The sequence below is a fragment of the Nocardia sp. NPDC004151 genome (assembly GCF_042874235.1).
GTDB lineage: Bacteria > Actinomycetota > Actinomycetes > Mycobacteriales > Mycobacteriaceae > Nocardia.
Genome location: NZ_JBIAMR010000018.1, coordinates 33,920 through 55,929, shown reverse-complemented (window position 1 = coordinate 55,929; position 22,010 = coordinate 33,920). Strand labels below are relative to the sequence as shown.

At 66.5% G+C, this 22,010-nt stretch carries 22 protein-coding genes and 6 tRNA genes; 17 read left to right on the top strand and 11 right to left on the bottom strand.

The window, feature by feature from the left end; all coding sequences use genetic code 11:
* The first annotated feature begins 288 nt into the window (after positions 1-288).
* The 3 genes from ACFYTS_RS30860 to ACFYTS_RS30850 all read left to right on the top strand — a co-directional run bounded on the left by ACFYTS_RS30860 (position 289) and on the right by ACFYTS_RS30850 (position 1,454).
* The gene (locus tag ACFYTS_RS30860) at positions 289-753 is read left to right on the top strand and encodes a hypothetical protein (RefSeq protein ID WP_387309030.1); all 465 of its coding nucleotides are present in this window, start codon (positions 289-291) and stop codon (positions 751-753) included.
* Between the two features lie 75 nt (positions 754-828).
* Positions 829-1,047: a type II toxin-antitoxin system VapB family antitoxin gene (locus tag ACFYTS_RS30855; RefSeq protein WP_387309029.1), complete on the top strand. Its 219-nt coding sequence runs from the start codon at positions 829-831 to the stop codon at positions 1,045-1,047.
* Complete coding sequence (locus ACFYTS_RS30850; protein ID WP_387309028.1) at positions 1,044-1,454, top strand: PIN domain-containing protein; 411 nt, start codon at positions 1,044-1,046, stop codon at positions 1,452-1,454. The genes ACFYTS_RS30855 and ACFYTS_RS30850 overlap by 4 nt, the downstream gene beginning before the upstream one ends.
* Here the strand turns inward: ACFYTS_RS30850 and ACFYTS_RS30845 are convergent.
* From ACFYTS_RS30845 to ACFYTS_RS30835, 3 genes are all read right to left on the bottom strand, one after another.
* Complete coding sequence (locus ACFYTS_RS30845) at positions 1,439-2,113, bottom strand: hypothetical protein (RefSeq protein WP_387309027.1); 675 nt, start codon at positions 2,111-2,113, stop codon at positions 1,439-1,441. The genes ACFYTS_RS30850 and ACFYTS_RS30845 overlap by 16 nt on opposite strands.
* Positions 2,050-3,222, bottom strand: a complete 1,173-nt coding sequence (locus ACFYTS_RS30840) for a hypothetical protein (RefSeq protein ID WP_387309026.1) — start codon at positions 3,220-3,222, stop codon at positions 2,050-2,052. Before ACFYTS_RS30840 ends, ACFYTS_RS30845 begins: the two co-directional genes overlap by 64 nt.
* A 233-nt stretch (positions 3,223-3,455) precedes the next feature.
* Complete coding sequence (locus tag ACFYTS_RS30835) at positions 3,456-3,704, bottom strand: hypothetical protein (protein ID WP_379279197.1); 249 nt, start codon at positions 3,702-3,704, stop codon at positions 3,456-3,458.
* A gap of 288 nt (positions 3,705-3,992) precedes the next feature.
* On the opposite strand from ACFYTS_RS30835, the gene ACFYTS_RS30830 reads away from it, so the two are divergent.
* Positions 3,993-4,589, top strand: coding sequence for a response regulator (locus ACFYTS_RS30830; RefSeq protein ID WP_387309025.1), 597 nt, complete (start codon positions 3,993-3,995; stop codon positions 4,587-4,589).
* A gap of 258 nt (positions 4,590-4,847) precedes the next feature.
* On the opposite strand, the gene ACFYTS_RS30825 is transcribed toward ACFYTS_RS30830, so the two are convergent.
* A tRNA-Val gene (locus ACFYTS_RS30825) sits at positions 4,848-4,919 on the bottom strand.
* A 373-nt stretch (positions 4,920-5,292) separates the two neighbouring features.
* Here ACFYTS_RS30825 and ACFYTS_RS30820 point away from each other — a divergent pair.
* The 3 genes from ACFYTS_RS30820 (at position 5,293) to ACFYTS_RS30810 (ending at position 5,560) form a co-directional block, all read left to right on the top strand.
* Positions 5,293-5,365: transfer RNA gene (locus ACFYTS_RS30820), tRNA-Gly, on the top strand.
* A gap of 23 nt (positions 5,366-5,388) precedes the next feature.
* Positions 5,389-5,459: transfer RNA gene (locus tag ACFYTS_RS30815), tRNA-Cys, on the top strand.
* 26 nt (positions 5,460-5,485) lie between these two features.
* A tRNA-Val gene (locus tag ACFYTS_RS30810) sits at positions 5,486-5,560 on the top strand.
* A 52-nt stretch (positions 5,561-5,612) separates the two neighbouring features.
* Here the strand turns inward: ACFYTS_RS30810 and ACFYTS_RS30805 are convergent.
* Both ACFYTS_RS30805 and ACFYTS_RS30800 read right to left on the bottom strand, forming a co-directional pair.
* Positions 5,613-6,836: a C45 family autoproteolytic acyltransferase/hydolase gene (locus ACFYTS_RS30805; RefSeq protein ID WP_387309024.1), complete on the bottom strand. Its 1,224-nt coding sequence runs from the start codon at positions 6,834-6,836 to the stop codon at positions 5,613-5,615.
* Positions 6,837-6,999: 163 nt separating this feature from the next.
* Positions 7,000-8,745, bottom strand: a complete 1,746-nt coding sequence (locus tag ACFYTS_RS30800; RefSeq protein ID WP_387309023.1) for an amidohydrolase family protein — start codon at positions 8,743-8,745, stop codon at positions 7,000-7,002.
* A gap of 147 nt (positions 8,746-8,892) precedes the next feature.
* Here ACFYTS_RS30800 and ACFYTS_RS30795 point away from each other — a divergent pair, with 147 nt between their 5' ends.
* A complete protein-coding gene (locus ACFYTS_RS30795) occupies positions 8,893-9,576 on the top strand; it encodes a CPBP family intramembrane glutamic endopeptidase (protein ID WP_387309022.1) in 684 nt (227 codons plus the stop codon).
* Here ACFYTS_RS30795 and ACFYTS_RS30790 read toward each other — a convergent pair.
* A complete protein-coding gene (locus ACFYTS_RS30790; RefSeq protein WP_387309021.1) occupies positions 9,549-10,049 on the bottom strand; it encodes a DUF1772 domain-containing protein in 501 nt (166 codons plus the stop codon). The two genes, ACFYTS_RS30795 and ACFYTS_RS30790, sit on opposite strands and share 28 nt — an antisense overlap.
* Positions 10,050-10,211: 162 nt before the next feature.
* Here ACFYTS_RS30790 and ACFYTS_RS30785 point away from each other — a divergent pair, with 162 nt between their 5' ends.
* The 4 genes from ACFYTS_RS30785 to ACFYTS_RS30770 all read left to right on the top strand — a co-directional run bounded on the left by ACFYTS_RS30785 (position 10,212) and on the right by ACFYTS_RS30770 (position 11,926).
* Positions 10,212-10,658: a MarR family winged helix-turn-helix transcriptional regulator gene (locus tag ACFYTS_RS30785; protein WP_387309020.1), complete on the top strand. Its 447-nt coding sequence runs from the start codon at positions 10,212-10,214 to the stop codon at positions 10,656-10,658.
* A 114-nt stretch (positions 10,659-10,772) separates the two neighbouring features.
* The gene (locus ACFYTS_RS30780; RefSeq protein ID WP_387309019.1) at positions 10,773-11,645 is read left to right on the top strand and encodes a DMT family transporter; all 873 of its coding nucleotides are present in this window, start codon (positions 10,773-10,775) and stop codon (positions 11,643-11,645) included.
* Between the two features lie 116 nt (positions 11,646-11,761).
* Positions 11,762-11,834, top strand: a tRNA-Gly gene (locus ACFYTS_RS30775).
* A 17-nt stretch (positions 11,835-11,851) separates the two neighbouring features.
* Positions 11,852-11,926, top strand: a tRNA-Val gene (locus tag ACFYTS_RS30770).
* A gap of 53 nt (positions 11,927-11,979) precedes the next feature.
* Here ACFYTS_RS30770 and ACFYTS_RS30765 read toward each other — a convergent pair.
* Positions 11,980-12,516: a hypothetical protein gene (locus ACFYTS_RS30765; RefSeq protein ID WP_387309018.1), complete on the bottom strand. Its 537-nt coding sequence runs from the start codon at positions 12,514-12,516 to the stop codon at positions 11,980-11,982.
* 738 nt (positions 12,517-13,254) lie between these two features.
* Between ACFYTS_RS30765 and ACFYTS_RS30760 the strand changes: the two genes are divergently transcribed.
* The 3 genes from ACFYTS_RS30760 to ACFYTS_RS30750 all read left to right on the top strand — a co-directional run bounded on the left by ACFYTS_RS30760 (position 13,255) and on the right by ACFYTS_RS30750 (position 15,474).
* Positions 13,255-13,854, top strand: a complete 600-nt coding sequence (locus tag ACFYTS_RS30760; protein ID WP_387309017.1) for a TetR/AcrR family transcriptional regulator — start codon at positions 13,255-13,257, stop codon at positions 13,852-13,854.
* The gene (locus ACFYTS_RS30755) at positions 13,835-14,692 is read left to right on the top strand and encodes a metal-dependent hydrolase (RefSeq protein WP_387309016.1); all 858 of its coding nucleotides are present in this window, start codon (positions 13,835-13,837) and stop codon (positions 14,690-14,692) included. Before ACFYTS_RS30760 ends, ACFYTS_RS30755 begins: the two co-directional genes overlap by 20 nt.
* A gap of 374 nt (positions 14,693-15,066) precedes the next feature.
* Positions 15,067-15,474 carry a hypothetical protein gene (locus ACFYTS_RS30750; protein ID WP_387309015.1) on the top strand — a complete coding sequence of 136 codons (408 nt, stop codon included), beginning with the start codon at positions 15,067-15,069 and terminating at the stop codon, positions 15,472-15,474.
* 493 nt (positions 15,475-15,967) lie between these two features.
* On the opposite strand, the gene ACFYTS_RS30745 is transcribed toward ACFYTS_RS30750, so the two are convergent.
* A complete protein-coding gene (locus tag ACFYTS_RS30745) occupies positions 15,968-16,804 on the bottom strand; it encodes a LuxR C-terminal-related transcriptional regulator (RefSeq protein WP_387309014.1) in 837 nt (278 codons plus the stop codon).
* 327 nt (positions 16,805-17,131) lie between these two features.
* On the opposite strand from ACFYTS_RS30745, the gene ACFYTS_RS30740 reads away from it, so the two are divergent.
* Together ACFYTS_RS30740 and ACFYTS_RS30735 are read left to right on the top strand one after the other, a co-directional pair.
* Positions 17,132-18,556 (top strand): amidase, encoded by a 1,425-nt coding sequence (locus ACFYTS_RS30740; RefSeq protein WP_387309013.1) that lies wholly within the window; start codon positions 17,132-17,134, stop codon positions 18,554-18,556.
* A gap of 141 nt (positions 18,557-18,697) precedes the next feature.
* On the top strand, positions 18,698-19,966 hold the full coding sequence (locus ACFYTS_RS30735) for an MFS transporter (protein ID WP_387309012.1): 1,269 nt from the start codon (positions 18,698-18,700) through the stop codon (positions 19,964-19,966).
* A 456-nt stretch (positions 19,967-20,422) separates the two neighbouring features.
* Here the strand turns inward: ACFYTS_RS30735 and ACFYTS_RS30730 are convergent, their stop codons facing one another.
* Both ACFYTS_RS30730 and ACFYTS_RS30725 read right to left on the bottom strand, forming a co-directional pair.
* Entirely contained in the window at positions 20,423-21,208 is a 786-nt protein-coding gene (locus tag ACFYTS_RS30730) for a CPBP family intramembrane glutamic endopeptidase (RefSeq protein WP_387309011.1), read from the bottom strand.
* A gap of 160 nt (positions 21,209-21,368) precedes the next feature.
* Entirely contained in the window at positions 21,369-22,001 is a 633-nt protein-coding gene (locus ACFYTS_RS30725) for a CGNR zinc finger domain-containing protein (protein WP_387309010.1), read from the bottom strand.
* Positions 22,002-22,010: the final 9 nt, after the last annotated feature.

Genomic DNA, 22,010 nt, shown 5'->3' with positions numbered 1-22,010 from the left:
GTGGACCTGTGCCACGTCAGTCAGGGGTAGCCGCGTTCGCAGAGTACACACCCATGACGTCGAAGCCGCCCAGCTGGCGGTCCGGCAACGGCCGATAGCTGGGCGGGAGTCCCTGATCCACGGTCACCAACGACCTCATCCCCCGCGTGGTGTACTCGCACCCGGCGCTGGCCCACCGTCCGTGACCGGCACGCCAGCCTCAACCGTCAACTGAAACAGCTCGACGACAAGGAAAACCGCCTGATCGACCTGCTCGCCGACGGCTCGATGCCCCAAGCAAAAGTCCGCATGAAGCTGATCGACATCAAGACCCAACGCAAACGCCTCGAAGCCGGGCTCACGAACACCTCCGAAGAGCTCACCATCGGCGCGGGAGTGCTCCGGCACGCCTTGGACCTCGTTGCCGACCCTTACGTCCTGTACCGCGACGCCAGCACCGACGTCCGCCGCCTGCTCAACGAAACCTTCTACCAACGCTTCTACATCGACGATCATCAGGACACCATCGAACCGACGATCAGCGACGAGAAACCGACCTGTTCGCCGCCCCCCATCAAGCCGGCCGCACCTGCACCAGTCCCCCACCGCACAGAAAGCAGAAAGCAGAAAGGGGCTTACTCGAACCAGCGAGCGGACGCCGGCTGGAATAAGCCCCTCATGGTGGTCCTAACCATGATCAACCCGAACCACCCTACGGGCGCGGGACCAGAACTCCAGGTCAAGCAGGTACGCACGCGCCGGATCGGGCGATGATCGACATTCTCTCGAGGAGTCCATGTTGGTGATGTACAGTCGCTTGTACATCACCAACATGGGCGGAGGCTTGCCATGACGGTCACGCAGATCGACCTCGACGACGACGCTCTACAGCGCGCGATGGCCCTATCGAAAGCGAAAACGAAAAAGGACGCGGTGAACCTGGCCCTGCGGTTCTACGCGGAGAAGCAGGAGCGTGCCGCTCGCATCGCCCACCACTTCGAGCGAGCACGGCATTGGGGAGCGATCGACGACGCTGCTCGCCGACACGAGGAGGAAAAGGCCCGGTGATCTACCTGCTCGACACCTCGGCCCTGGTCCGGCTGCTGTCGAACGAGAAATTGCAGCATACGTGGTTCGACGCGATCGATGCCGAAGCCATCGGCTCCTGCTTTCCGCAGCGTGCGGAGTTCCTGTACAGCGCTCGGGATCGCACCGAATACGACGAAATCGCTGAGATGTTCTCCGACCTGTACCCCGACGTCACGGTTCCCAAGCATGCCGATCGATGGGTTGCGGCAACGCAGTATCGGATGTCGCGGGCAGGCGAACACCGCAGCGCCGCAGCAATCGATCTCATCATCGCCGCGACCGCCGCGCACCACGGATTGACCGTGCTGCACGACGACAACGACTTCGCGACCGTGGCACGCCACGCACCCGAGTTGCGGCAGCACAACATTCACGACATCGCCTGAAGACCCTGCCCGCTCTGCCCCGGCCGCCGGCCAGTCCCCTTCGTGCGAACGATTCGGGTAACTACACGAAAGCAACAAAGCCGCAGATCACTGACCTGTGTTCGTCGACGGCTCTGGCGCTCGCCGATGCCGTGCTGGTCGCCCGGTCGCATCACCCGCGAGCCGTTATGGCGCCCGTCCGCGGTGGCGAACTGGTATCCGAGCGCACCACTGTAGGGGTATCGGCACGAGTTGATTCGCTTCTCACCCGGGACAAAGATCTCCTCGGGGACGCTCGCCCAGTATGCGGTGTCCGGCGTCATGATGCTGGTGCTGTAGCAGACGAGGAAGTCGCCGCCCGCGTAGAACACCACATGAGAAACCGTCCCGGCCGGTAGCTCGAATGCGGTATCGGCGACCCTGCCGTGTGGGTCGATCACGATCGCGCGGTCCGTGCTGTAGAGGGTGAGCATCGGCCAGGGGGAGGTCACGCCCTGCACGTCGTCCAGCTCGGCGACAGCGCTTTCCATTGCCGGCCAAACGAATTCGCTCGGAATGCCGGCCTGCAACGTGCGCAGCAACGGCTGGACTCCGTCCAGCTCCGCCATGACCTCGGCTATCCCCTGCAACGCCAGGACGGACGGCTGATCGAGCAGACCGTCGAGCTCGGCGACGGCCAATTCGGCATCCAGCAGCCCGGCGCCCGCAAGGCGCTCGAGTACCGCATCAACGCGCACGCGGACGCGGCGCACGATGCCGGGATTGCCCGGCAGCCGGGTGATCGCGGTACCGGCGTCTCCCCGATCGGCATGCACGACAGCTTCCAGTCGCGGTCCCAGAACTGGATCCTCCGCCAATGCGACGAGGTCACGCTGCGACCTGTCACCCAGTAGTAGAGGGTCCGACGGTCCGCGTCCTCGATACCTACGCCCGCTGCGATCACCGCATCGGCAAGATCGGCATCGAGGTACGGCCGACAGTACCTTCCCTCCGACATCTTCACCCGCTCACCGGATTCCCGCAATCGCGGTCCTATCCGACCGACGAGGTCGAACAGCTCCGCGGGCATCCGCTGCTGCATGATGCCACCGTACTGCGCCTTGACGTAGCAGTACATGGAGTAGAAGTGACTGACCCATCCAGCCAATCCACTTGGCGGCGTGAGGGTTCCGTCAGCCATGGCATCGACGACTCCGGCGGCGTCGAGCATTCGCAGTAGTGCCGCGCCATCGGTGTCGGTGGTCGGAAACAGGTCCGCCAGTCCCGCACCATCGTCCGGCCGCGATTTCGCGAACACCTTCGCCGCGGCATCGAGCAACCCGTCCGGCACATTGCCCGGGCACGCGCCGAACATTATCGCCAATACCCGGGCGTCCTCGTCTACAGTCAGCCCGGCCGCCTTGGCCGAGGACCGCAAGCGCCGATGCCAGTCCGTCCCCAACGGCGCGCCACCACGCGCCGACGCCACCAGCAACCGAACGAATTCCTCATGCGCCGCCGCCGGTGACATGGTTTCCGCCAGCCATTTCTGGTGTACCGCTACTTCTTTGACGGGCAGCGCACCCGCACGCGCGAACAGCAATGTGTTCTCCCGGTGATAGTCCACCGGAACCAGCAGCGAGTGCTTCCGCTCCGCCGCCCGCGCCCGGCCGTACGCGCTCGACGCCGCCTTCCGGCACCGAGATTCCCAGGCCACCAGCGGAATATAGGCGGCGAACCAGTGCCCCACCATGTCCCAGACCCAGGGCCGGTGCGACTCCGGGAGCATCGTCACCCGCCGGTCCACCACCCTGTCGATGAAACCGCCGGGAGTATCCGCACCCTGAAACCCCTTCGCCAGGTAGGCGACCAGACCTCAGCCTCGGCGACCGCATCGGGGTCGGACGCCCGCACCCAGTCGGAATACACGCTCGAGTACATCGGGTCCGACGGCGGGGAGATCGACATGAACGCGATTGTGGCAGAGGACACCGACAACGCCGAACGGCTCTACCTCTCCGGTCACTCCGCGGGACCAGGAGACTAGTCGGTCGTCACCGCGAGTAGGCCGAAGCGGTTGACCGCGGCATGATGGTGCCCGTCGACGCTGGTGATGACCACTTCGGCCGGGTTGGTCAGCGCTATGCAGCAGAAGTTTCCGGCGTCGGGGTGGATCGTCAGGGACAGGAAGCGCTGATTGTTGGCGCGCTGCCATTCGTCCAGGGCGGCGTACAGGCCTCGCATGGAAGGGTTTTCGAAGTAGACGAGGTTGTGCTTGTTCACGTCGGACATGTCTCGATGGTGCCCGCTGACCGCCCCGCCGCGCGAGCGGTTCCCGCGGGAGATCATGGCGTCGTGCGCCAGCGGCGGGGACCGTGTCGGCGGCTAGCCGGTTACGCTGCAGCGATGGGTGCTGGTGAAGTCTTGGTGAACGTGGCCGTCGCTGTCGGGGCGACGCTGGTGTCGGTCGCCTGATATCGCGGGTCGCGCAGCGGGTGCTCGGCGTGCGGGTCGGGATCGTGCGGTCGGTGCTGGCCGCGATCGTCGCGCTGGGCGTCGAACTCGGGTTCGAGTCGGGTGGTGTGGACCCAGCATGCCAATCGGCTGACCTTCGTCCCCCAGCAGATCGGCGTCATCCTGCTCGCGGCCCTGTTGTTCCTGATCGTCGCCGAGATCCTGGTCCCGCACGGCAGCGTGGCGCGGCCGGACCGGATGGTGCGGGCGGCCCGGCTGTTGAGCGGCGACGAATTACTGCGTGAGGTCCGAGCCGATCAGCACCTGGCGAACACGCCCGTGTTGGCCACCAGCGCTCGCGCCGACGAGGACATCCGGTTGGACATACTGCGCGCGGGTGCCAACGATTTCCTGGCCAAACCGTTCCCGATGGCCGAATTGCGGGCCCGCGCCGACAATTTGGTGAATGCGCGTCTGGCCGAGACTCGGCTTCGGGCTTTGCGGGTTATCAATGAGCGCGACCGCATCGCCATGCAGTTGCACCGCACGGTCATCGACAACCTCTTCGCGGTGAGTCTGCGGCTCGGTGGCGTCCGGTCGCAGGCCCGCACCCCGGCCGCGGCCGCCCGCGTCGACGAGGTGATCGGCGAACTCGATGCCATCATGCGTCAGATCCGCGACACCATCGCCGATCTCGCCTCCGACGAGCAATACCGGTCCTAGGCCCGGCGGGGTGATTTCGCGAGCCGCTGTCGGGCCAGACGTTCGCTCAGTTCCGGCATCGCCCCGATCGGGCTTCCGGCGAGATCGGCGAGGCACCCCCGCAGCACCGACTCCACCTGAGATCGAGGCACCTCACCGACGAACTCCCCCAACATCGGACCGAGATCAGGATCCGCCGTTATCCCTACAGTCCCCTGCCCGACGAAAAATCGCCGGGCAGGGGCCCAATCAACCCGGTTCGGGTTGATACCAATTCGGTGGTTCTAGCTGGGATCGAACCAGCGACCCCTCGCGTGTGAAGCGAGTGCTCTCCCGCTGAGCTATAGAACCGGGGTCTTGTCGCCGAGGCGACTGTCCGGAGCGGCGTTTGCGGTGCCGCTCGAACGAGAATGAAGATTACACACCCGGCTGGCATCACACCAAATCGCGTGCACAACGGCGTAAAACTGAGGTTATCGGGGGCGGTGGGGCGGGTGAGGTTTCACCGGGGTGTTGCCGGGGCGACACGAGGGCGTCGCCGAGACGGGGTGGGATAAGGGTGATCCGTGTCCGTCCGGTCGCCGAGTTCGTGGGCCGACCGGCGAAACCACATACCTGTAGTTCGTATTTACCCCCATCTACCAGGCGATTTGTTACCTGCGCAGATCGTCGGCTAATGTTCTACCTCGTCAGCGGGACAGCCAAGAGGCGCCCGGGACGAAATGCGGATGTAGCGCAGCTGGTAGCGCATCACCTTGCCAAGGTGAGGGTCGCGGGTTCGAATCCCGTCATCCGCTCGAGGGGCCAACACGGCCTGCTTGGCGGTGTGGCCGAGTGGTGAGGCAACGGCCTGCAAAGCCGTGCACACGGGTTCGATTCCCGTCGCCGCCTCTTCTTTTTGAAGAGCATAAAGACCCGCGCGATTAGCTCAGCGGGAGAGCGCTTCCCTGACACGGAAGAGGTCACTGGTTCAATCCCAGTATCGCGCACCATGTTCCATACAGATCAGGCCCGGCTCACGCCGGGCCTTTCTGCATTTCCGGGTCAGGCCAGCGCCTTGTCCAGACTCCAGTCGAGGTGGTCGGTGCGCTGCACCCGCATGTGGTTGGTGCCCGGTTCGGGGCCCAGATCGCGCTGGTGGAACCGGAACCGGTAGCTGCGGTCGACCGGGTCGGCCACGTAGTTCCACAGCGTGCGCTCGGGCAGCCCACCGGTGACGCCCGCGGCCGCGTTGTCGACGAAGGCGCACAGCACGACATCGAGCAGGGCGTCGACATCGTCGGGGCTCCACGGCCCGTCGTGCGCGGCGATCGCGTCGGACAGCATGCGGTAGCGGACGAAGGAGTCGTGCTCACGTCCCGGATCCACCTGCGGGAAGGTGTCGACGCCCGGATAAGTGTGCAGGGCGTGGTTGGTGATGATGAACGGCGCGTCGCCGGGGGCGTCGGTGAAACGGTATTGGCGTGAGGTGCGGTCGATCTCGAAGACCGCGGCCGCGCCGTGGGCGTCGGCGATGAGCCAGTGCTGGCTTTCGGCGACCGGCACGAAGATGTGCTGGGTCAGCAGTGCGCGCTTGGCCTCCGCGACGGTGGTCGCGGCCTCGAGCACGTAGCCGACCAGCTGCATCGACGACAGGCCGTGGTCGAGGAAGCCCGCGCCGCTGGTGCCCGGATTGCCGGGCGCGGTGTGATCGACCAGCAGCGCCATGATCAGGCCCGCGTCGTTGACGCCGTCGAATCCCGGGCTGATCAGGTCATGACAGCCCAATTGGGCCACCGCGCGGCCGGATTCGCCGACAGTGGTGATCAGCACGGTCCGGGAGCAGGACGGATGCTCGTCGGGGCCGGCCGCCATGCCGGTGGTGGCGCTCAGCGGCAGGGTGAACCAGTCCATATTGCGGCCGAACAGCGGCCGCCCGGTGGTGGTGACCGACGGCGGGAACCACACAGCCGAGCACGCCGGACCGCCCGGGACGTCGTATCCGACCGCGGTGGTGTCGAATTCGTCGCCGTCGGCCGGCACTCCGAACACCGACGCCACGCCGCGGGCCCGCGCCGCCAGCGCCGGATGATTCCGTTCCAGGTAGACGCGCCGGGCCTGCGCGTAGACCGGATCGGTATACGGCGCGATCCGGGCGGCGAAATCCGAGCGGCCGAGCCGGGCCAGATCGGCGCCGATCTGCTCGTCGCCACCACGAACCGTCACCGCCCGCACCGACATGAAATCGCCCTCGACCGGGGCGAGCAGATACGAATCCTCAGAGATCATCCCGAACCTCCCGGTTGCCGAGTCCAATCCAGCAAACGTATCGCAACCGGTTGCCGCGAAGGTCCCTATCGGAGCGTCCGTCACCTGATTCTGTTATCGCGCACCGCGATCGGTACAGGCCAGACGCTGGGCGACCTGGCCTGTACGCACGGGGCGCACGGTGTCAGTTACCGCGTTGGGAGCGGATCAGGGCTCCTGGACGGGCACCGGTGTCCTCGCCATCGCGCAGTACGACCTCACCGGAGACGATCGTCGCGCGGTACCCCTCGGCCCGCTGCAACAAGCGGCGCGCCCCGCCGGGCAGGTCATGGGCCATGGCGGGCGGCAGCAGGCGCAGGGCCTCGAAGTCGATGACGTTGAAGTCGGCCTTCTTGCCGACCGCCACGACGCCGCGGTCATCGAGCCCGTACATCTGGGCGGTGTCGAGGGTCATCTTGCGGATCGCCAGCGGCAGGGGAATCCGCTCGCCCCGGGAACGATCGCGCGCCCAGTGGGTCAGCAGGTAGGTGGTGTTGGAGGCATCGCAGATGGCGCCGACGTGCGCGCCGCCGTCGCCGAGGCCGACCGCGCTGGCCGGGTGCATGAGCATCTCGCGAATCGGGTCGTGGGTGAAGCCCGAATAGTTGAGCAGCGGACGGTAGAACAGCGCCGTGCCGTCGCGGGTCAGCAGCTGGTCGTAGATGTACTCGAACGGTTCGATGCCCGCACGGGCCGCGTCGGTGGCGAGGCCGGCCGCCGGATCCGGCTCGTAGTCCGGGGGATCGCCCAGGGTGAAGGTGCGGTCCAAACCCATGCTGATGAAGGCCATCGGGTTGTCGGGGAGGTCGGCCTCGGTGAGGATCGTCCGACGCAGGGCCGGATCGCGGAGTTCGGCGACCAGGGCGTCGAGACTGTGCCCCGCGCGTTCGACCGCGGCCTGGTAGCTGGGCCGGAACGAGAACGGGTTGAAGGTCTGCAGGCCGATCAGCAGGCCCAGCGGCCGGGCCGAGACCTGCGGGCGGATCGGGATCCCGGCCTCGAAGGCCGCACCGGCGGTGTCCAGCAGCCGCTTCCAGTCGTCGGGCGCGCCATCGTGCTGCAGCAGGCCGTAACTCACGGTGCGGCCGGTCTGTTCGGCCAGGCGGACCATCCAGGCGAGTTCACGGTCGGGCGCGGCGAGGTCCTCGCCCATGATGCCGGCCGGGGCCAGTTCGAAGACGCCCACGCCCGCGTCCGCCAGGGCATGGCCGATGGCGAACAGCTCCTCCTCGGCGGCGAAGGTACCCGGAACCGGCTCACCGTCGATGGCCCGGTGCACGATGGTGCGGGAAGTCGAGAAGCCCAGGGCGCCCGCCTCGATGCCCTCGCGCACGAGTTTGGCCATCATGGCGATGTCCTCGGGTGAGGCGTCCTCGTTCTTCGCGCCGCGCTCCCCCATCACGTATGCGCGCACCGCGCCGTGCGGGACCTGGGTGCCGACGTCGACGGCCAGTGGCAGTCTGTCGATCGCGTCCAGATACTGCGGGAAAGATTGCCAGTCCCAGCGGATTCCGGCCGAGAGGGCGGCGCCGGGGATGTCCTCGACGCCTTCCATGAGGCCGATCAGCCACTCCCGCTTCTCGGGCGTGACCGGCGCGAACCCGACCCCGCAGTTGCCCATCACCACGGTGGTCACACCGTGCCAGCAGCTCGGGGTCAGCTGGGGATCCCAGGTGATCTGGCCGTCGTAGTGGGTGTGAATGTCGACGAAGCCGGGGGTGACCAGCAGTCCCTTCGCGTCGATCCGGTTCTCCGCCTCGGTGTCCGCGAGCCGGCCCGGTGGGGTGATGGCGGCGATGCGCCCGTTCTCGACGGCGATATCGCCGGTGTACGGCTCGGCGCCGGTCCCGTCGACGATGGTGCCGTTCTCGATGATGAGTGAGTAGCTCACGCGAGGTCCTAGCCTTCCAGGTTCACTAACGCTGCACAGATTAACTAGACACAGCGTCAGTGACCTCCGATTCGGCGAAATTCGCTACGACCAATGGCGAAATTTGCTCCGCTGCGGGTTCACAAGCCGGAAATTATGGTGGTGCCCATGAGGATTCGGCGGTGGCGGCGGGTTTATCTGGCGGCCGAGTACGCGGCGTTGTTCTTCGGCGGGACGACCGTCTACAACGCGGTGTTGCGGGGGAAGCCACCGATTCCGGCGTTGCTGGTGCTGGGGACCGGGGTGACCGTGTATCTGCGACGGTCGAAGGGGTTCGACCGTCAATCCCTGTGGCGAGCCGAGGCATTCCCGGAGCAGGCACGGTCGATGGCGGTCGGCGCGGGGGCGAACGCGGTCGCGTTGACCGCGGCGACGGCGTTGCTGCGGCAGGAAGATCTGTTCGATCTGCCGCGGCGCAATCCGTTGATCTGGCTGGCGGTCATGGTGTTGTATCCGGCGTTGAGCGTGTACCCACAGGAGCTGATCTTCCGGTCGTTCCTGTTCCACCGGTACGCGCCGGTGTTCGGGGAGGGCCGGGCGATGGTGGCGGCGAGCGCGGCGGCGTTCGGGTACGTGCACATCGTGTTCGGGAGCTGGTTCTCGGTGGCGGCCAGCAGTGTGGGCGGGTGGTTGTTCGCGGCGCGGTATATGCGGACGCGGTCGCTGTTCACGGCGTCGATGGAGCACGCCGCGTACGGAATTCTGGTGTTCACGGTGGGGCTGGGGCGGCATTTCTACCACGGCGCCGCCCCCGCCGCGCGAATTCAGTTGGGGGCGGGCAGAACTGTCTGATCCCGGTCCGCCGGAGCGGGCCGGGCGAAGACCGCGATGGCGATGATGATGAGGAAGGCCAGCAACGCCGTGCCGGTGCGAGCGATGTGGAACAGCTCCCAGCGGTGCAGGATCCGGGCGTAGTCGTCGGGGCGGGGGCCGACGGCCCACTGCTTGATCTTGCCGTTGATCGGGACATTGCCGAATCGGGTGATGACGAAGGACGTGAGCACGAGTCCGAAAGCCGTTGCGGCCGAACGGCGCACGACTCCCCCGCTGTAGATCGCCAGCAGCAGTGAGGTGAGGGCGGCCAAGCCCATCGCCGATTGCATGACGGGGCCGTTGACCTTCATCAGCGCGGTATGGAAGGTGAACCGCACGTCCAGCGGCACCGTCTTGAACGCTTGCACGACATTGATCAATCCGTATCCGAAGGCGCCGCACAGATATCCGGTGGTGAGCAGGGCGGCCGCGGTGAGCAGTCGAGTGCGCATGGGTGAGCCTTTCACGGAGAGCGCCGTCTCCTATTAGTTCAATTTTCCGAACAGTTCAGATCTTCGAACCTGTATCCTGGATCTGTCAAGACCGCAGTACGACATCGATCGGAGGGGTTCGTGCCTCGGCCACAGCGAGCGGCGGACGCCGCGGGCGCACCGGTGAGTGCGGAACACCAGCGGCAACTGGAGGCGCTCGCACCCCTGATCGCCACGCATTTCCGGCGCGCCCACGGCGATATGCCCGCCGCGTTGCGCGAATCCTTCGACGCGGGCGGGCTCGGCAATCGGCACGGCGCGGTGCTCGCGCAGGTGCTGGCGGCGGGAAGTCTCAGCGTCAGCGATCTGGCCCGCCGGCTCGGCATCAGCCTGACGAATGCGAGTCAACTCGCCGGGGAGCTGAACCGAGCCGGGTGGTTGCGCCGGCACAACGACCCCGCCGACAATCGCCGCACCCTGCTGTCGCTGCCCGACGATCGCCGCGACGACGTGGCAACCTTCATCAACCGGCGGTCGGACGCGCTGCTGCGGGCGATGGGGCGGCTGACCGCGACGCAGCGGCGGGGGTTTCTGGCCGGGCTCCAAGCCTGGGCCGACGAGATCGACTGACCAGAGTCCACGGGCGCCGGGCCGCAGCGCCCGGTCGTTCGACCGCCGATTTCGGGCCATGTTCGACGGCCCCGCCAACCGACCGGGACGACCTTGTCGGGCAGACTTGATCAGGTGGGAAACCTACCTGTGGCAGCGGTGGTGTGCGCATTCATCGGCGCGGTGTTGTTCGCCGTGTCCGCGGTGGCGCAGCAACGGGCGGCGGCGGACGTCCCCGAGGGGGATGCGTTGCTGGCCAAGCTGATTCGCAATCCGCGGTGGGTGGCCGGGGTAATCGGCGACGCGGGCGGATTCGCGTTCCAGGTGGCGGCGCTGGCCTTGGGTTCGGTGCTGGTGGTGCAGCCGATTCTGGTGACGGCCCTGGTGTTCGCGCTGCCGCTGGCCGCGCACTACAGCGGGCGGCGGGTGACCACGGTGATGTGGTTGCAGGCGGCGGCGTTGTCGATCGCGCTGGCGTGCTTCCTGGTGATCGGCGAACCGACCGAGGGGGTCACCGAGGCGCCGTGGCATCGCTGGGCGCTCCCGTTGGGACTGGCGGCCGGTGTCATCGCGGTCAGCATCGTGGTGGCTACCACCGTGCGCGTGCCAACCCTGCAAGCCCTGCTGCTGGGCACGGCGGCCGGTCTGCTCTTCGGTGTCTCGGCCGCCCTCACCGACAACGTCACCCAGTTGTTCACGATCAGCATCGGGACCGCCCTCACCAGCTGGGAGCTGTACGTCCTGGCCGCCTGCGGCCTGCTGGGCCTGTATCTGCAACAGCGTGGCTATCAGGTGGGTCCGCTGTCGGCCTCGCTGCCCGCGTTCACCGTCGCCGAGCCGCTCGGCGCGGCCTTCCTCGGCATGACCGTCCTCGACGAGCGGCTGCGGTCCGGTCCGGTGGGCACCGCCTTCGTCGCCCTCTCGGTGGTCGTCATGTGTGTTGCGGCGGTGCGCCTTTCCCGCGCCCAGGCCGCACCCCCGGCCGGCCCGTTGCCCGAGACCGGCTGACCGGCGCCGCGACATGCCCGAAATCGCCCGTTTTCCTGGCGATTTGCATTACCCACCCACCCATAGGCTAATGTTCTGTCCCGCAAGCCGATCGGCCCACAAGGCCGGGTGAGCACGCGGATGTAGCGCAGCTGGTAGCGCATCACCTTGCCAAGGTGAGGGTCGCGAGTTCGAATCTCGTCATCCGCTCAAAGGGGGATTTACCCGCGCGATTAGCTCAGCGGGAGAGCGCTTCCCTGACACGGAAGAGGTCACTGGTTCAATCCCAGTATCGCGCACCAACGTTTGACCAGATCAGGCCCGGTTTCCGCCAGGCCTTTCTGCTGTCGTGAACTCAACGTGAACTGAGGTCTGTGAACTCAATCTGAACTGAGTTCAGACCCTCAGGTTCGCCCTCAGTCACGAACTCACCCCCACAGGTACCGCAGTAGATCGGTCCAGCAGCGAGAGTCGTTCGGGATACCCGAATCTTGCGGCCACACGTGCACGCTGCGGACAGGCCGTTGTTGCTAGACGTACGGCCGCCGCGCCGATTCGGTTCCCGCCGGCGGTAGGCCACGAGCGCCAAGGCCAGTTCATCCAGCACCTCGCTGTACTGCTGCTGGGTCAAGTCCGGCACGCTCGTGACCGACCATCCGAGTTTCGGGTGATGCGCCAGCGCCAGCCCGAGTTCCTCGCCAAGGGCGCGGTACCGCTCGTTGTGCCAACGGCCCTGGCGGCTGGTGTCCTTGATCGCTCGCGTCACCGCGACACCGTGCGTGACCTCATGCAGCAGCGTGCCGAACACATCGACACCGCCACGCTGGAGCCCTTCCCCGCCGACGAACAGTTCATGGAGTTCGTAATCATCGCTGAGGTGCGAAGTGGCCAAGGGTGAGGTTGCTGCCGCCGGTCGAACCCGCTCCCACGGTCAGGACGACCGCGGGCACATCAGGATGGCGGGATCGGATTACCGCCCACACATTTTCCAATGCGGTCACGAGTAGTCCTCCATTCCGATGATGACGGTCATCGCCGTGCCTTCCCGCGTCAACGAACCAAGTGGTGTCCGTGCGGGAGGGCACCGCTAGTTCGAGCTTGGGGCAGGCCCCTCTTCAGCCACTCCCTGCACGGCACCCGGTGGGAAGCAAGCCATTAGAGAGCCACACCAAACCAGACGGTGGGCAGCCGCATCCCACCGGGCACCTGGATCAAATCCTGGCCGGGACCTGATCCTGACAGCAAGTGTCCAACTAGCCGAATTGAGTGTGTTCGGCTCGCTCCTCCCCCATGACGAGCAGCCGGTTGCGATGACCGCATGAGCCCGCACCGATTTCGCGTGGCCCCGAATGACTGGATGCTTGTGTCTCACAGATCGAAAGGTTGCCTGTCAACGGCGTTCGAGTCCTGGATCTGGCTCGCATCGGGTGATCGACCCAATCGGGATACGCATAGCCGCTTGATGATGCTTCATCGGTTTACTGGCTGGCGAGTTCTGTTCGAGGCGTGCTCAATTCGCAGTTGCAGGAAACCGTATCGGTATACGGTTTATGGTGTCATGCTTGACAGCATGGCGAACACGCGGACCCGGCGGACACAGGCCGAGCGGACTGCACAGACGCGTCGCGCCGTGCTCGACGCCACCATCGACGCACTGATCGAGGTCGGCTTCCGCGCGGTCACGACCACCGACGTGGCACATCGGGCTCGGATCTCCATCGGTGCACTGCTGCATCATTTTCCGACGAAATCGGATCTACTGTGCGCCGCGGTCGCGCATTCGTTCGACCGCAGTACCGAGGAGTACCGGGCGGTCATGCCCGCGCCCGATCCGTCGGCGGACCAGGTCGACATCGCGATCGAGCTGCTGTGGTCGATGTATCAGCGCCCCACCTATACCGCATGGCAGGAGCTGTGGACAGCGGCCCGCACCGATGCGGAGTTGGCTGCCGCGGTCGTCGAAATCGATCGGAAGGTGACGGCCGCCATCGAGCGGGTCTACGCCGAGATGTTTCCGGCCGGCGACGATTCGCACGGCGCTCCCGTTGTGCTGCACTTGCTGTTCGCGCTGTTCGATGGGCTGGCCATGTCGCGGTCGATACCCGGCTATGAGCCGTATCCCACCGCCGCCGTCCTAGCCGCTGTCAAAAGTATTGTCCGCTCGCTAGTTACGGGCAACAGGGGAAGATTCGAGAGAGACCGAGAAAGTCATGAGCTATTCGTCCGGTAACGCCAAACGGCCGATTCGGGTTCGCCGCATCCGATTCAGTTACCCCACGGGGTCACTGCGACAGCACTATGTCGACGGGGATCTGGTCATGAGCCACGCGATCGCCTACCTGTCATCGGTCTTTCCGGAGGGCGAGGACTTCTTCGTGCGCTCGGTCCGGCGTCACGCCGATCAGCTGACCGAGCCCGAACTCCAGACGCGGGTCCGCGGTTTCATCGGCCAGGAGGTCACCCACGGCCGCGAGCATCGGCAACTGAACGAACGACTGCACCAGATGGGCTATCCCACTCGTTTGGGCGACCGCACCACCCGGTTGTTCTTCGCACTTTGCGAACGGATGCTGTCACCGCTGACCTGCCTGGCGATCACGGCCGCGCTCGAGCATTACACGGCGGTATTCGCGGAAACTCTGCTCAGTGATGAGCGGGCGCAAGCCCTGTTGGGCCGGACCGAAGTGCGCTCGATGCTGCTGTGGCACGCGGTCGAGGAGTCCGAGCACAAGTCGGTGGCTTTCGATGTCTACTGTGCCGTCGGTGGCGCCGAACGCCGCCGCATTGCCGCAATGTGGTTCACCATGGCCTTTTTCGGCATCGGCGTGATCGCGCACACCGCTGTCTCCCTGGTCCGGGACCGCGCCACCTACAACCCCGTCACGCTGGTGCGTAGCCTGACCGCCCTGCGACATTCGCCGTTCCTGACCGCGAGTGTCTTCGGTCGGTTCGACGAATACTTCGAGTCGGGCTTCCATCCCGACCACACCGACAACACCGCCCTGCTCGAACGCTGGACCAACGAATTGTTCGGCGAGCAAGGCACGCTCGCCGACCATCTACGCTGAGCCACAGCCACTTGCTTCGGACCGGCTGCGCCAGCGTTCCGGTACCACTCACGCGGTCTCGGCATCATCTGTACTGCCAGTCGGATCGATCTTCTCGCAGGTAACCGGGGGAACTATCAGCGCAGATACGGGTCTTCGCCACCGGCAACGGCCGCAAAACCGGGACCCGGTCCTGACACCAGTCTTAAGTAGCCGCTTACGGGGCGGCTCGGACAGGCCGAGCCGCAGGCCGGCCGAACGCATCCTCATGCCGCATGGCGGGCGATTGATGCACTCTTCCGGCTGCTCCCCTCCAGCGTGTACCCAGAACATCGAACGAGCGTGTACCGCAACAGAAACCGGACAAGTCAGAGGTCTGCGCAAGAATGACCACCATGAACGCAGCACTACTTACCGACGTCTGGCGGCAGCTGCTCGCCGACCCCCGCAAGTCGTGGGTGCTTTTCGAGCACGGCACCTGTGTCGTGCTCACCGCTCCGGATGGGGACCTCGCCGAGCAAGCCACCACGATCCTGGCGGAGTTCGGCCCGGCTCGTGCCGGATCGGCAGCAGGAGATTTCGGCGTGATCAACCCCAAGGATGTGGAGGGATGGGTCGTCACTGGGCACCACAACAATGTCCTCACCTACGTCGGTCCCGATGAGCCCCACGATCCTTCGCAGCTGGCCGTCGGGCTGTGCGGTCGTACCAAGCGCCATCGGGACGGCACCGAGCTACACGTCGTACACGTCGAGGACAGGCGGCCGAATACCACTGATGCTGGCATGAATGGCCTCAGCTGACAGCCACGACGGCGGACAGGAACGTCCGGTCACGCCGCTGATCGCTCGGTCCAGTGCTCCTGCCTCGTTCTCTCCCAAGTCCTCTGTTTGGTTCGTAGCGTCCCGGCAACTCGAGTGGCGCCTGGCCTGCCTGGTTACCGGCGGTCCGGGTGGTCTAGGCGAAACAGTGTTGGCGAAAGGTCCGGGGACCAGCCAGCGGTCCGCGCTCGCTCGATCGCAGCGCGCACATCGGCAGGGTGGACACCGAGGTGGATGGACCTGTTGCTGGCCGGGAAGGATGGGCCAGAGAACATCTGGCTGGCTCGAAGCCGACAGCGCCAGCATGACGCCAGCGCTGCCCCAGCGCCCAAATCGGCAGCCTCACCAAGGCTCTCCGGTCAGATCAGCCGTTAAACCGGGAACTCCCGCAGATCGATGTGCACGCCATCGCGAGTTCGCATGCGTTGCAATGTGCCTTGGCCTCGTCGGGGTTTAGACGCACCGAAGTCCTCGACTACATCGACAACCGCGAGTAGATGAGCCCGCTGTCGCGGTAGTTCACGGTCAGTCCCCAGCACGCCGCGGTGGCAGCGGCGGCGGTGCGGTTGGGCACGTGGAGTTTTCGCAGGATGCGCTCGATGTGAGTGGCGATGGTGGAGGGTTTGACCCGCAGGTGGGCGGCGAGGGTGGCGTTGGAACCGCCTTGTGGAAGTAGCGCGAGCACGCCGAGCTCCCGAGGGGTGAGGCCGCGAGGTGGATCGACGCGCCGGTAGGCGACCAGGGTCCCGCCTGATCGCGCCGCCTGCATCCGCGTCCGGTATACGACATCGCCGTCGAGCAGCAGATGGTCGCAGGGTCGACCGGAGGCGGCGACCGCCCACGCGAGTTCGATGCCGGCGCTGCCAGGTACGAACAGGTGCGCTGCGGCAGGCTCCGTCACCGGATGTACGGTTCCGCTCGCGGTGACGATCACTACCGATTCCTCCTGATCAGCCGACGCTGCGATGCCTCGGCAAGGATCTATGGCGGCGCCGACCACATCTGCCATCAACGCGAGTGCTGTCACCGACGTTGTCGGAAAAAGTCCGTGCGTGGTGGTGCTCATGTTCAGCATGCCGAGATAGCGGCCGTCGGCGGCGAACAAGGGCTGGGTCAGGCCCTCCCGGTAGCCGAGGGGGACGATTACCCGGTCGAAGATCGCACCGTGCCGTACCTGCGCCGGCACATCGCACAATCGCATCGGTATCTGGTCGTGCCGGAGCCGGGTGAACAGGGGATGGGTGTGCAGGCAGTTGTTGGTGACCTCGAGCGCCTCCCGGGGGTATCCGACGCTGGCCGCTGTGATGTGCACCCGGGCGCCTGGATCCCACCGCGACAATGCGGCGTGCTGATAGGCGACGACTCGCGAAAGCTCGAATAGCACCCGCCCCAGGCCCGATCGGTCCGGCGTGGCCGCCCTGATAGCGGCTCGCACTCGGACGGCGGCAGCGGGTTCCAGATCTCGACCGGGTGCAACAACCACCGCCACAGTATGGCCCGGTTACAGCACCCCCGATCTGCCGGTCGCTCAATGACAATGCACAGTCGCCGTTTCGCGACGTCCGTCGATCGGCGGACGTCACGCTGCCCGCCTCGGCCTAGGTTCTCCCGCACCACTATGACGAACTTGGAGGTTTCGATGGATGTCGCCGATTACGCCGGCCGGGACGCCACAGAGCTGGCCCAGCTGATCAACCAGGGCGAGGTCAGCGCCGCGGACGTGCAGGCCGCGGCTGCGGCCGCGATCGCGCAGGTCGACCCTGTTCTCGGTGCGGTCGCGGGCGAGGTGTTCGAGCGCCCCCTGGCCTACGATGCGTCCGGCCCGTTCGCGGGGGTGCCCTCCGCGTTCAAGGACCTGATCATTCATGCGGCCGGAGTACCGCAGCGCAACGGCAGCCGGTTGTTCGGCCCTGGCGTGATGTACGCCGACGACACGGCGTTGATGGCCCGCTTGCGCCGAGCTGGGCTGGCGATGATGGCGGTGACCACCTCCCCCGAGCTCGGGTTCAACGCCACGACTGAAGCTCTCGCCTACGGCGCACCGACGCGCAACCCGTGGGACCCCACCCGCACGGCGGGCGGATCCAGCGGCGGCGCCGCGGCGTTGGTCGCAGCCGGAGCGCTACCGCTGGCCCATGCCAACGATGGCGGCGGCTCCATCCGCATCCCGGCCGCGGCGTGTGGGCTGGTCGGACTCAAACCGAGCCGTGGCCGCGTCTCCGCCGCTCCGGACTACGCTGATCCTCTGCTCGGCATGGGCGCGGAGTTCGCAGTCACCCGTACCGTCCGGGACTGCGCCGCGTTGCTCGACGCGATACACGGCAGTGAACCTGGCGACAAGTATCTGTTTCCCGCCGAGCCGACGAGCTACAGCGCACTGATCTCCCACCCGACGCGCGCGTTGCGCATCGCCGTCGCAGGCGATCTCTCCCAGGCCGGTCCCGCCTGCGCCGACGCCGTCCACAGCGTCGCCGAACAGTTGGCTTCGATAGGCCATCACGTCGAGGAAGCCACTCCGCGCATCGACGCCGAGGCGTTCCATCACGCCAATCTCGATGCCTGGTGCAGCTTTCTCGCACACACCGTCACCACCGCGGCCAAGGCACTGGGCGTCGACCCTGGCACCGAACACCTTGAAGCCAGCACCCGCGCCTGTGTCGCCTACGGCGCCACCAGGTCCGCGGCGGACTTGTACGTCGTCGAGGAGACCTTCAACCTCGCGCGCCGTGAGGTCGCCCGACTACTCACCGACTACGACGTCTACCTCACTCCGACTACGGCCAGCCCGAATCTCCCTCTCGGTCACCTCGATGCCGACGACGCGAGCTTGACCGCGCATGACTGGTACCGCAAGATCTTCGACTTCGCGCCCTTCACCGCCCTGTTCAACGCCACCGGTAATCCAGCGATCTCCTTGCCCCTGGCACGATCGGCCGAGGGCTGGCCGATCGGCGTCCAATTCGTCGGCCCCTACGGCGACGAGGCCACCCTGCTGAGCCTGGCCGCCGACCTCGAACGGTGGTTCCCCTGGCATCAGCACCGCCCGGCGATTTACGCGCACTGACAGCGCTGTTCACGCTGCTGGGGCTGGGCAGGGAGGCGACGAGCGGATTCCACACCGGCGAACAACCAAAATCCAACCGGGAAGGATTCCCGCCTTGATGCCCCCCCCTGCGCCAGCTCACATCTCCAGGAAAGACCTCTTGTGACCCACAGTGCCGACGCCATCGCCATTCCTCACCTCCCCGATGCTGTCCGCGCCCAACGCCGTGTCCTGACAGTGCTGGTGTCCGCGCAGATCCTCAGCGGCGCCGGACTGGCCGCCGGGATCACCGTCGGCGCACTGCTGGCCCAGGACATGCTCGGCTCCACCAGCCTGGCCGGCCTACCCAGCGCCCTGTTCACCGCCGGCTCCGCGCTCGCCGCCGTCGCCGTGGGCCGGCTGTCCCAGTCCCGCGGCCGCCGCCCTGGCCTGGCCGCGGGATACTTCACCGGCGCGATCGGCAGCCTCGGTGTCATCGCCGCCGCCGTCGCGGACAACCCGGTGATGCTGTTCGTCGCGTTGTTCGTCTACGGCGCGGGCACCGCCACCAACTTGCAAGCCCGTTACGCCGGAGCCGATCTGGCCACCGTCTCCCACCGCGGCCGTGCCGTATCGACCGTGCTGGTGGCCACCACCCTCGGTGGTGTCGTCGGCCCCAACCTCGCCGCCCCGACAGGCACGCTCGCCCGAGCCGTGGGAATTCCCTATCTGGCAGGGCCTTTCCTGCTAGCCGCGCTGGCCTACGGCTTGGCCGCGCTGGTGCTGGCGATGTGGCTGCGCCCGGACCCGCTGCTGTTGGCGCGGCAGATCGGCGCGACGGACTCCACCGCCGCGCCGAGCACCACGCAGATCTCGTCCGCTGACGGCTCCAGCAAGGCGATTGCCGCCGGTGGATTCGTGATGGCGCTGACCCAACTGGTGATGGTGGCGATCATGACCATGACACCGGTCCACATGCTCGCGCACGGCCACGACACCGCCGCCGCCGGCGCAGTGATCGCCATCCACGTCGGTGCCATGTACCTCCCCTCCCCATTGACCGGATGGCTCGTCGACCGCTTCGGTCGCCTGCCTGTCGCCGCCGCGTCCGGCGTGACGCTGCTCGCCGCGGGAGTACTCGCCAGCCTCGCACCCGGCGACTCGGTCGCCCTGCTCGCGCTGGCGCTGGCCCTGCTCGGGCTGGGCTGGAACCTCGGACTCGTCGCGGGCACCGCGATCATCACCGACACTGTCACGCTGGCCACTCGGGCGAAAACCCAAGGCGCGGTGGACGTATCCATCGCCATCGCCGGAGCCACCGGCGGCATGGGCTCCGGACTCATGGTCACCGCCACCAGCTATCCCACCCTGGCACTCGCCGGTGGCATACTCGCACTGGCGGTCGTCCCGGCCGCCGCGTACTCGGGCCGTCGAAACAACACTTCGCGGTAGGGCGCGGGGGTGAGCCGCGCATTCCATGACTCGAACAACCGCCTCAATTCCTTTTCATCCTGCCTGGCTGCGGACCGGCCGCAGCGACGGCGCACCTACCGCCGAGTCCGCGCGCCATCCCGCATGCCCTGCGGTCGTGGCTTCCAGCACCAGTCGTCCACGCCGGAAGGGCCTCTCGCGCACCAGAACCCGCACCTCGAAGATCATTCGACGCACCCCTTCCGTGGCCCATTTCCAGACCTTCGGCGCAGATAATGTGTCGTTGTCTGCGGTAACTCCTTAGCGTGACTTTTTGCGAAGTTGGGCCGCCGATGGCGGCTACCAGCATCGAACATGTTTCCTGGCAATGTATTTCGAGCCCACAGCCTCGTCTGCGGGCGCTAAGCGTGACTATTCTCGTCACTGGCCCTCACGGGCCGATATGCGCCGGTCACGCCCGTGGGAGCGGGGAGCGGTTCAGTGCGTCAACGCGTCGATTGCCCGCGGAGTCCGAGATGTGCTGCCCCACATCAGACCGGCGGTGAGCGCGGCCGTGAGGACGCCGGTGGTGATCACGCTGATCGGCCGGTCCAGCCCTGGGGTGTAGGCGGCGGTGACATTGAACGAGACGTGCATCAGGATCGCCGCACTCACTCCATGCCCTGTGCGATCGTGCAGCCACACGATCAGCACCCGAATGGCGACCGCACCGAGGAACCATCCGGCGATCCAACCCACCGGATGTCCCGCCTCGACCAACGGAATCAGATGCCAGAGCGCCCAATAGATGCCCAGACCGAGCGCGGCCGGCAACATGCCGAAGCGCTGCTGCAACGGCTCGATCGCATATCCGGTCCAACCCAGTTCCTCGCAGGTCGCTGCGATCAGGAAAACCAGCACCAGCCCTGGTGCGGCGGCCGGGGATAGCGGCAGCCGCCATCCGGCCTGCCCCGTCCAGCACACGGCCGCCGCGGATACCACCGCCAGCGCCACCGGCAGCAACACAGCAAGCACGTACCAACGCAGCGCGGCAGCGGGACGGTCCACGGCCCGCCGCAGCAGCCCAGGCACCGCCGCAGCACCGGAATACCGCCAGGTCAGTGCCACGGCGACGGCAACGGGAATCATGAACATGGCTGCGCTCGCGGGTAGCCGCATTGTGCCCAGCTGTATTTCGCCGGTGACTGCGCCCAACACGAAGAACGGGATGGAGGACAGCGCAACCAATGTCAGGAACAGTTGCGGTCTGCGTTCATCGATCACGCTCCGACCATAGTGCGGCAGCGGCCGATATCCATGCGCTGGTACAGGACTCGCACGACGTCGCTGATGTGCTCGAGCGAACTGGCCAGAGCAGCTGCACAACGCCACTCCACGCCTGCCCTGGATGGCGGTGTGAGATCGCCAGGCCGACTGCGCGGACCTATCGATTGGTGGGCTGGCTCGCGGTCGAGGGCGTGGTGGACTTGCGGTGGTGTGAGGCGCGAGCTTTGGCACGGTTGCCGCAGATGTCCATGGAACACCAGGTCCGGCGGCGATTGCGCGAGTGGTCGTAATAGGCCCATCGGCAGCTCGGCTCCCGGCAGGCCTTCAGCCGCGTCCACGTGCCTTCGGCCACAGCCTCGGCCACGATGGCGAGGAGCCTGGCCAGCGCCGCCTCGACCGGCGTCCGGGCGCAGGGGACCAGTTGCGGCGGGGAAACGGTCACATCGAGCATCAGCGGGAAGTCGCGGGTGAGTTCGGCGAATTCGGCACGAGCGGCCGGGTTGAGGCCGTCAGGGCGTGGGCTCGAGACCGGCTCGGTGTTGTTCTCCGCGATCAGCGCGCGTAGTCCCTCGCGGATCCGTTCGGCGCGGTCGCGCTGCTCGGCGTTCACCACAGTGTCGACCGATGCCAGGCCGTGGTCGTGCAACCACTTCGCGAGCTGTGGCGGGGTTGCGATCTCGTCGCTGTCGCGGCGGCGGGTGTTGATGAACTTCTCGATCGTGCGCAGCGGCATCGGCGCCGTCGCGGTTGCGAGGTCCGGCACAAGATCGGCAGTCCGCTCATTCTTCACCTCTCGCAC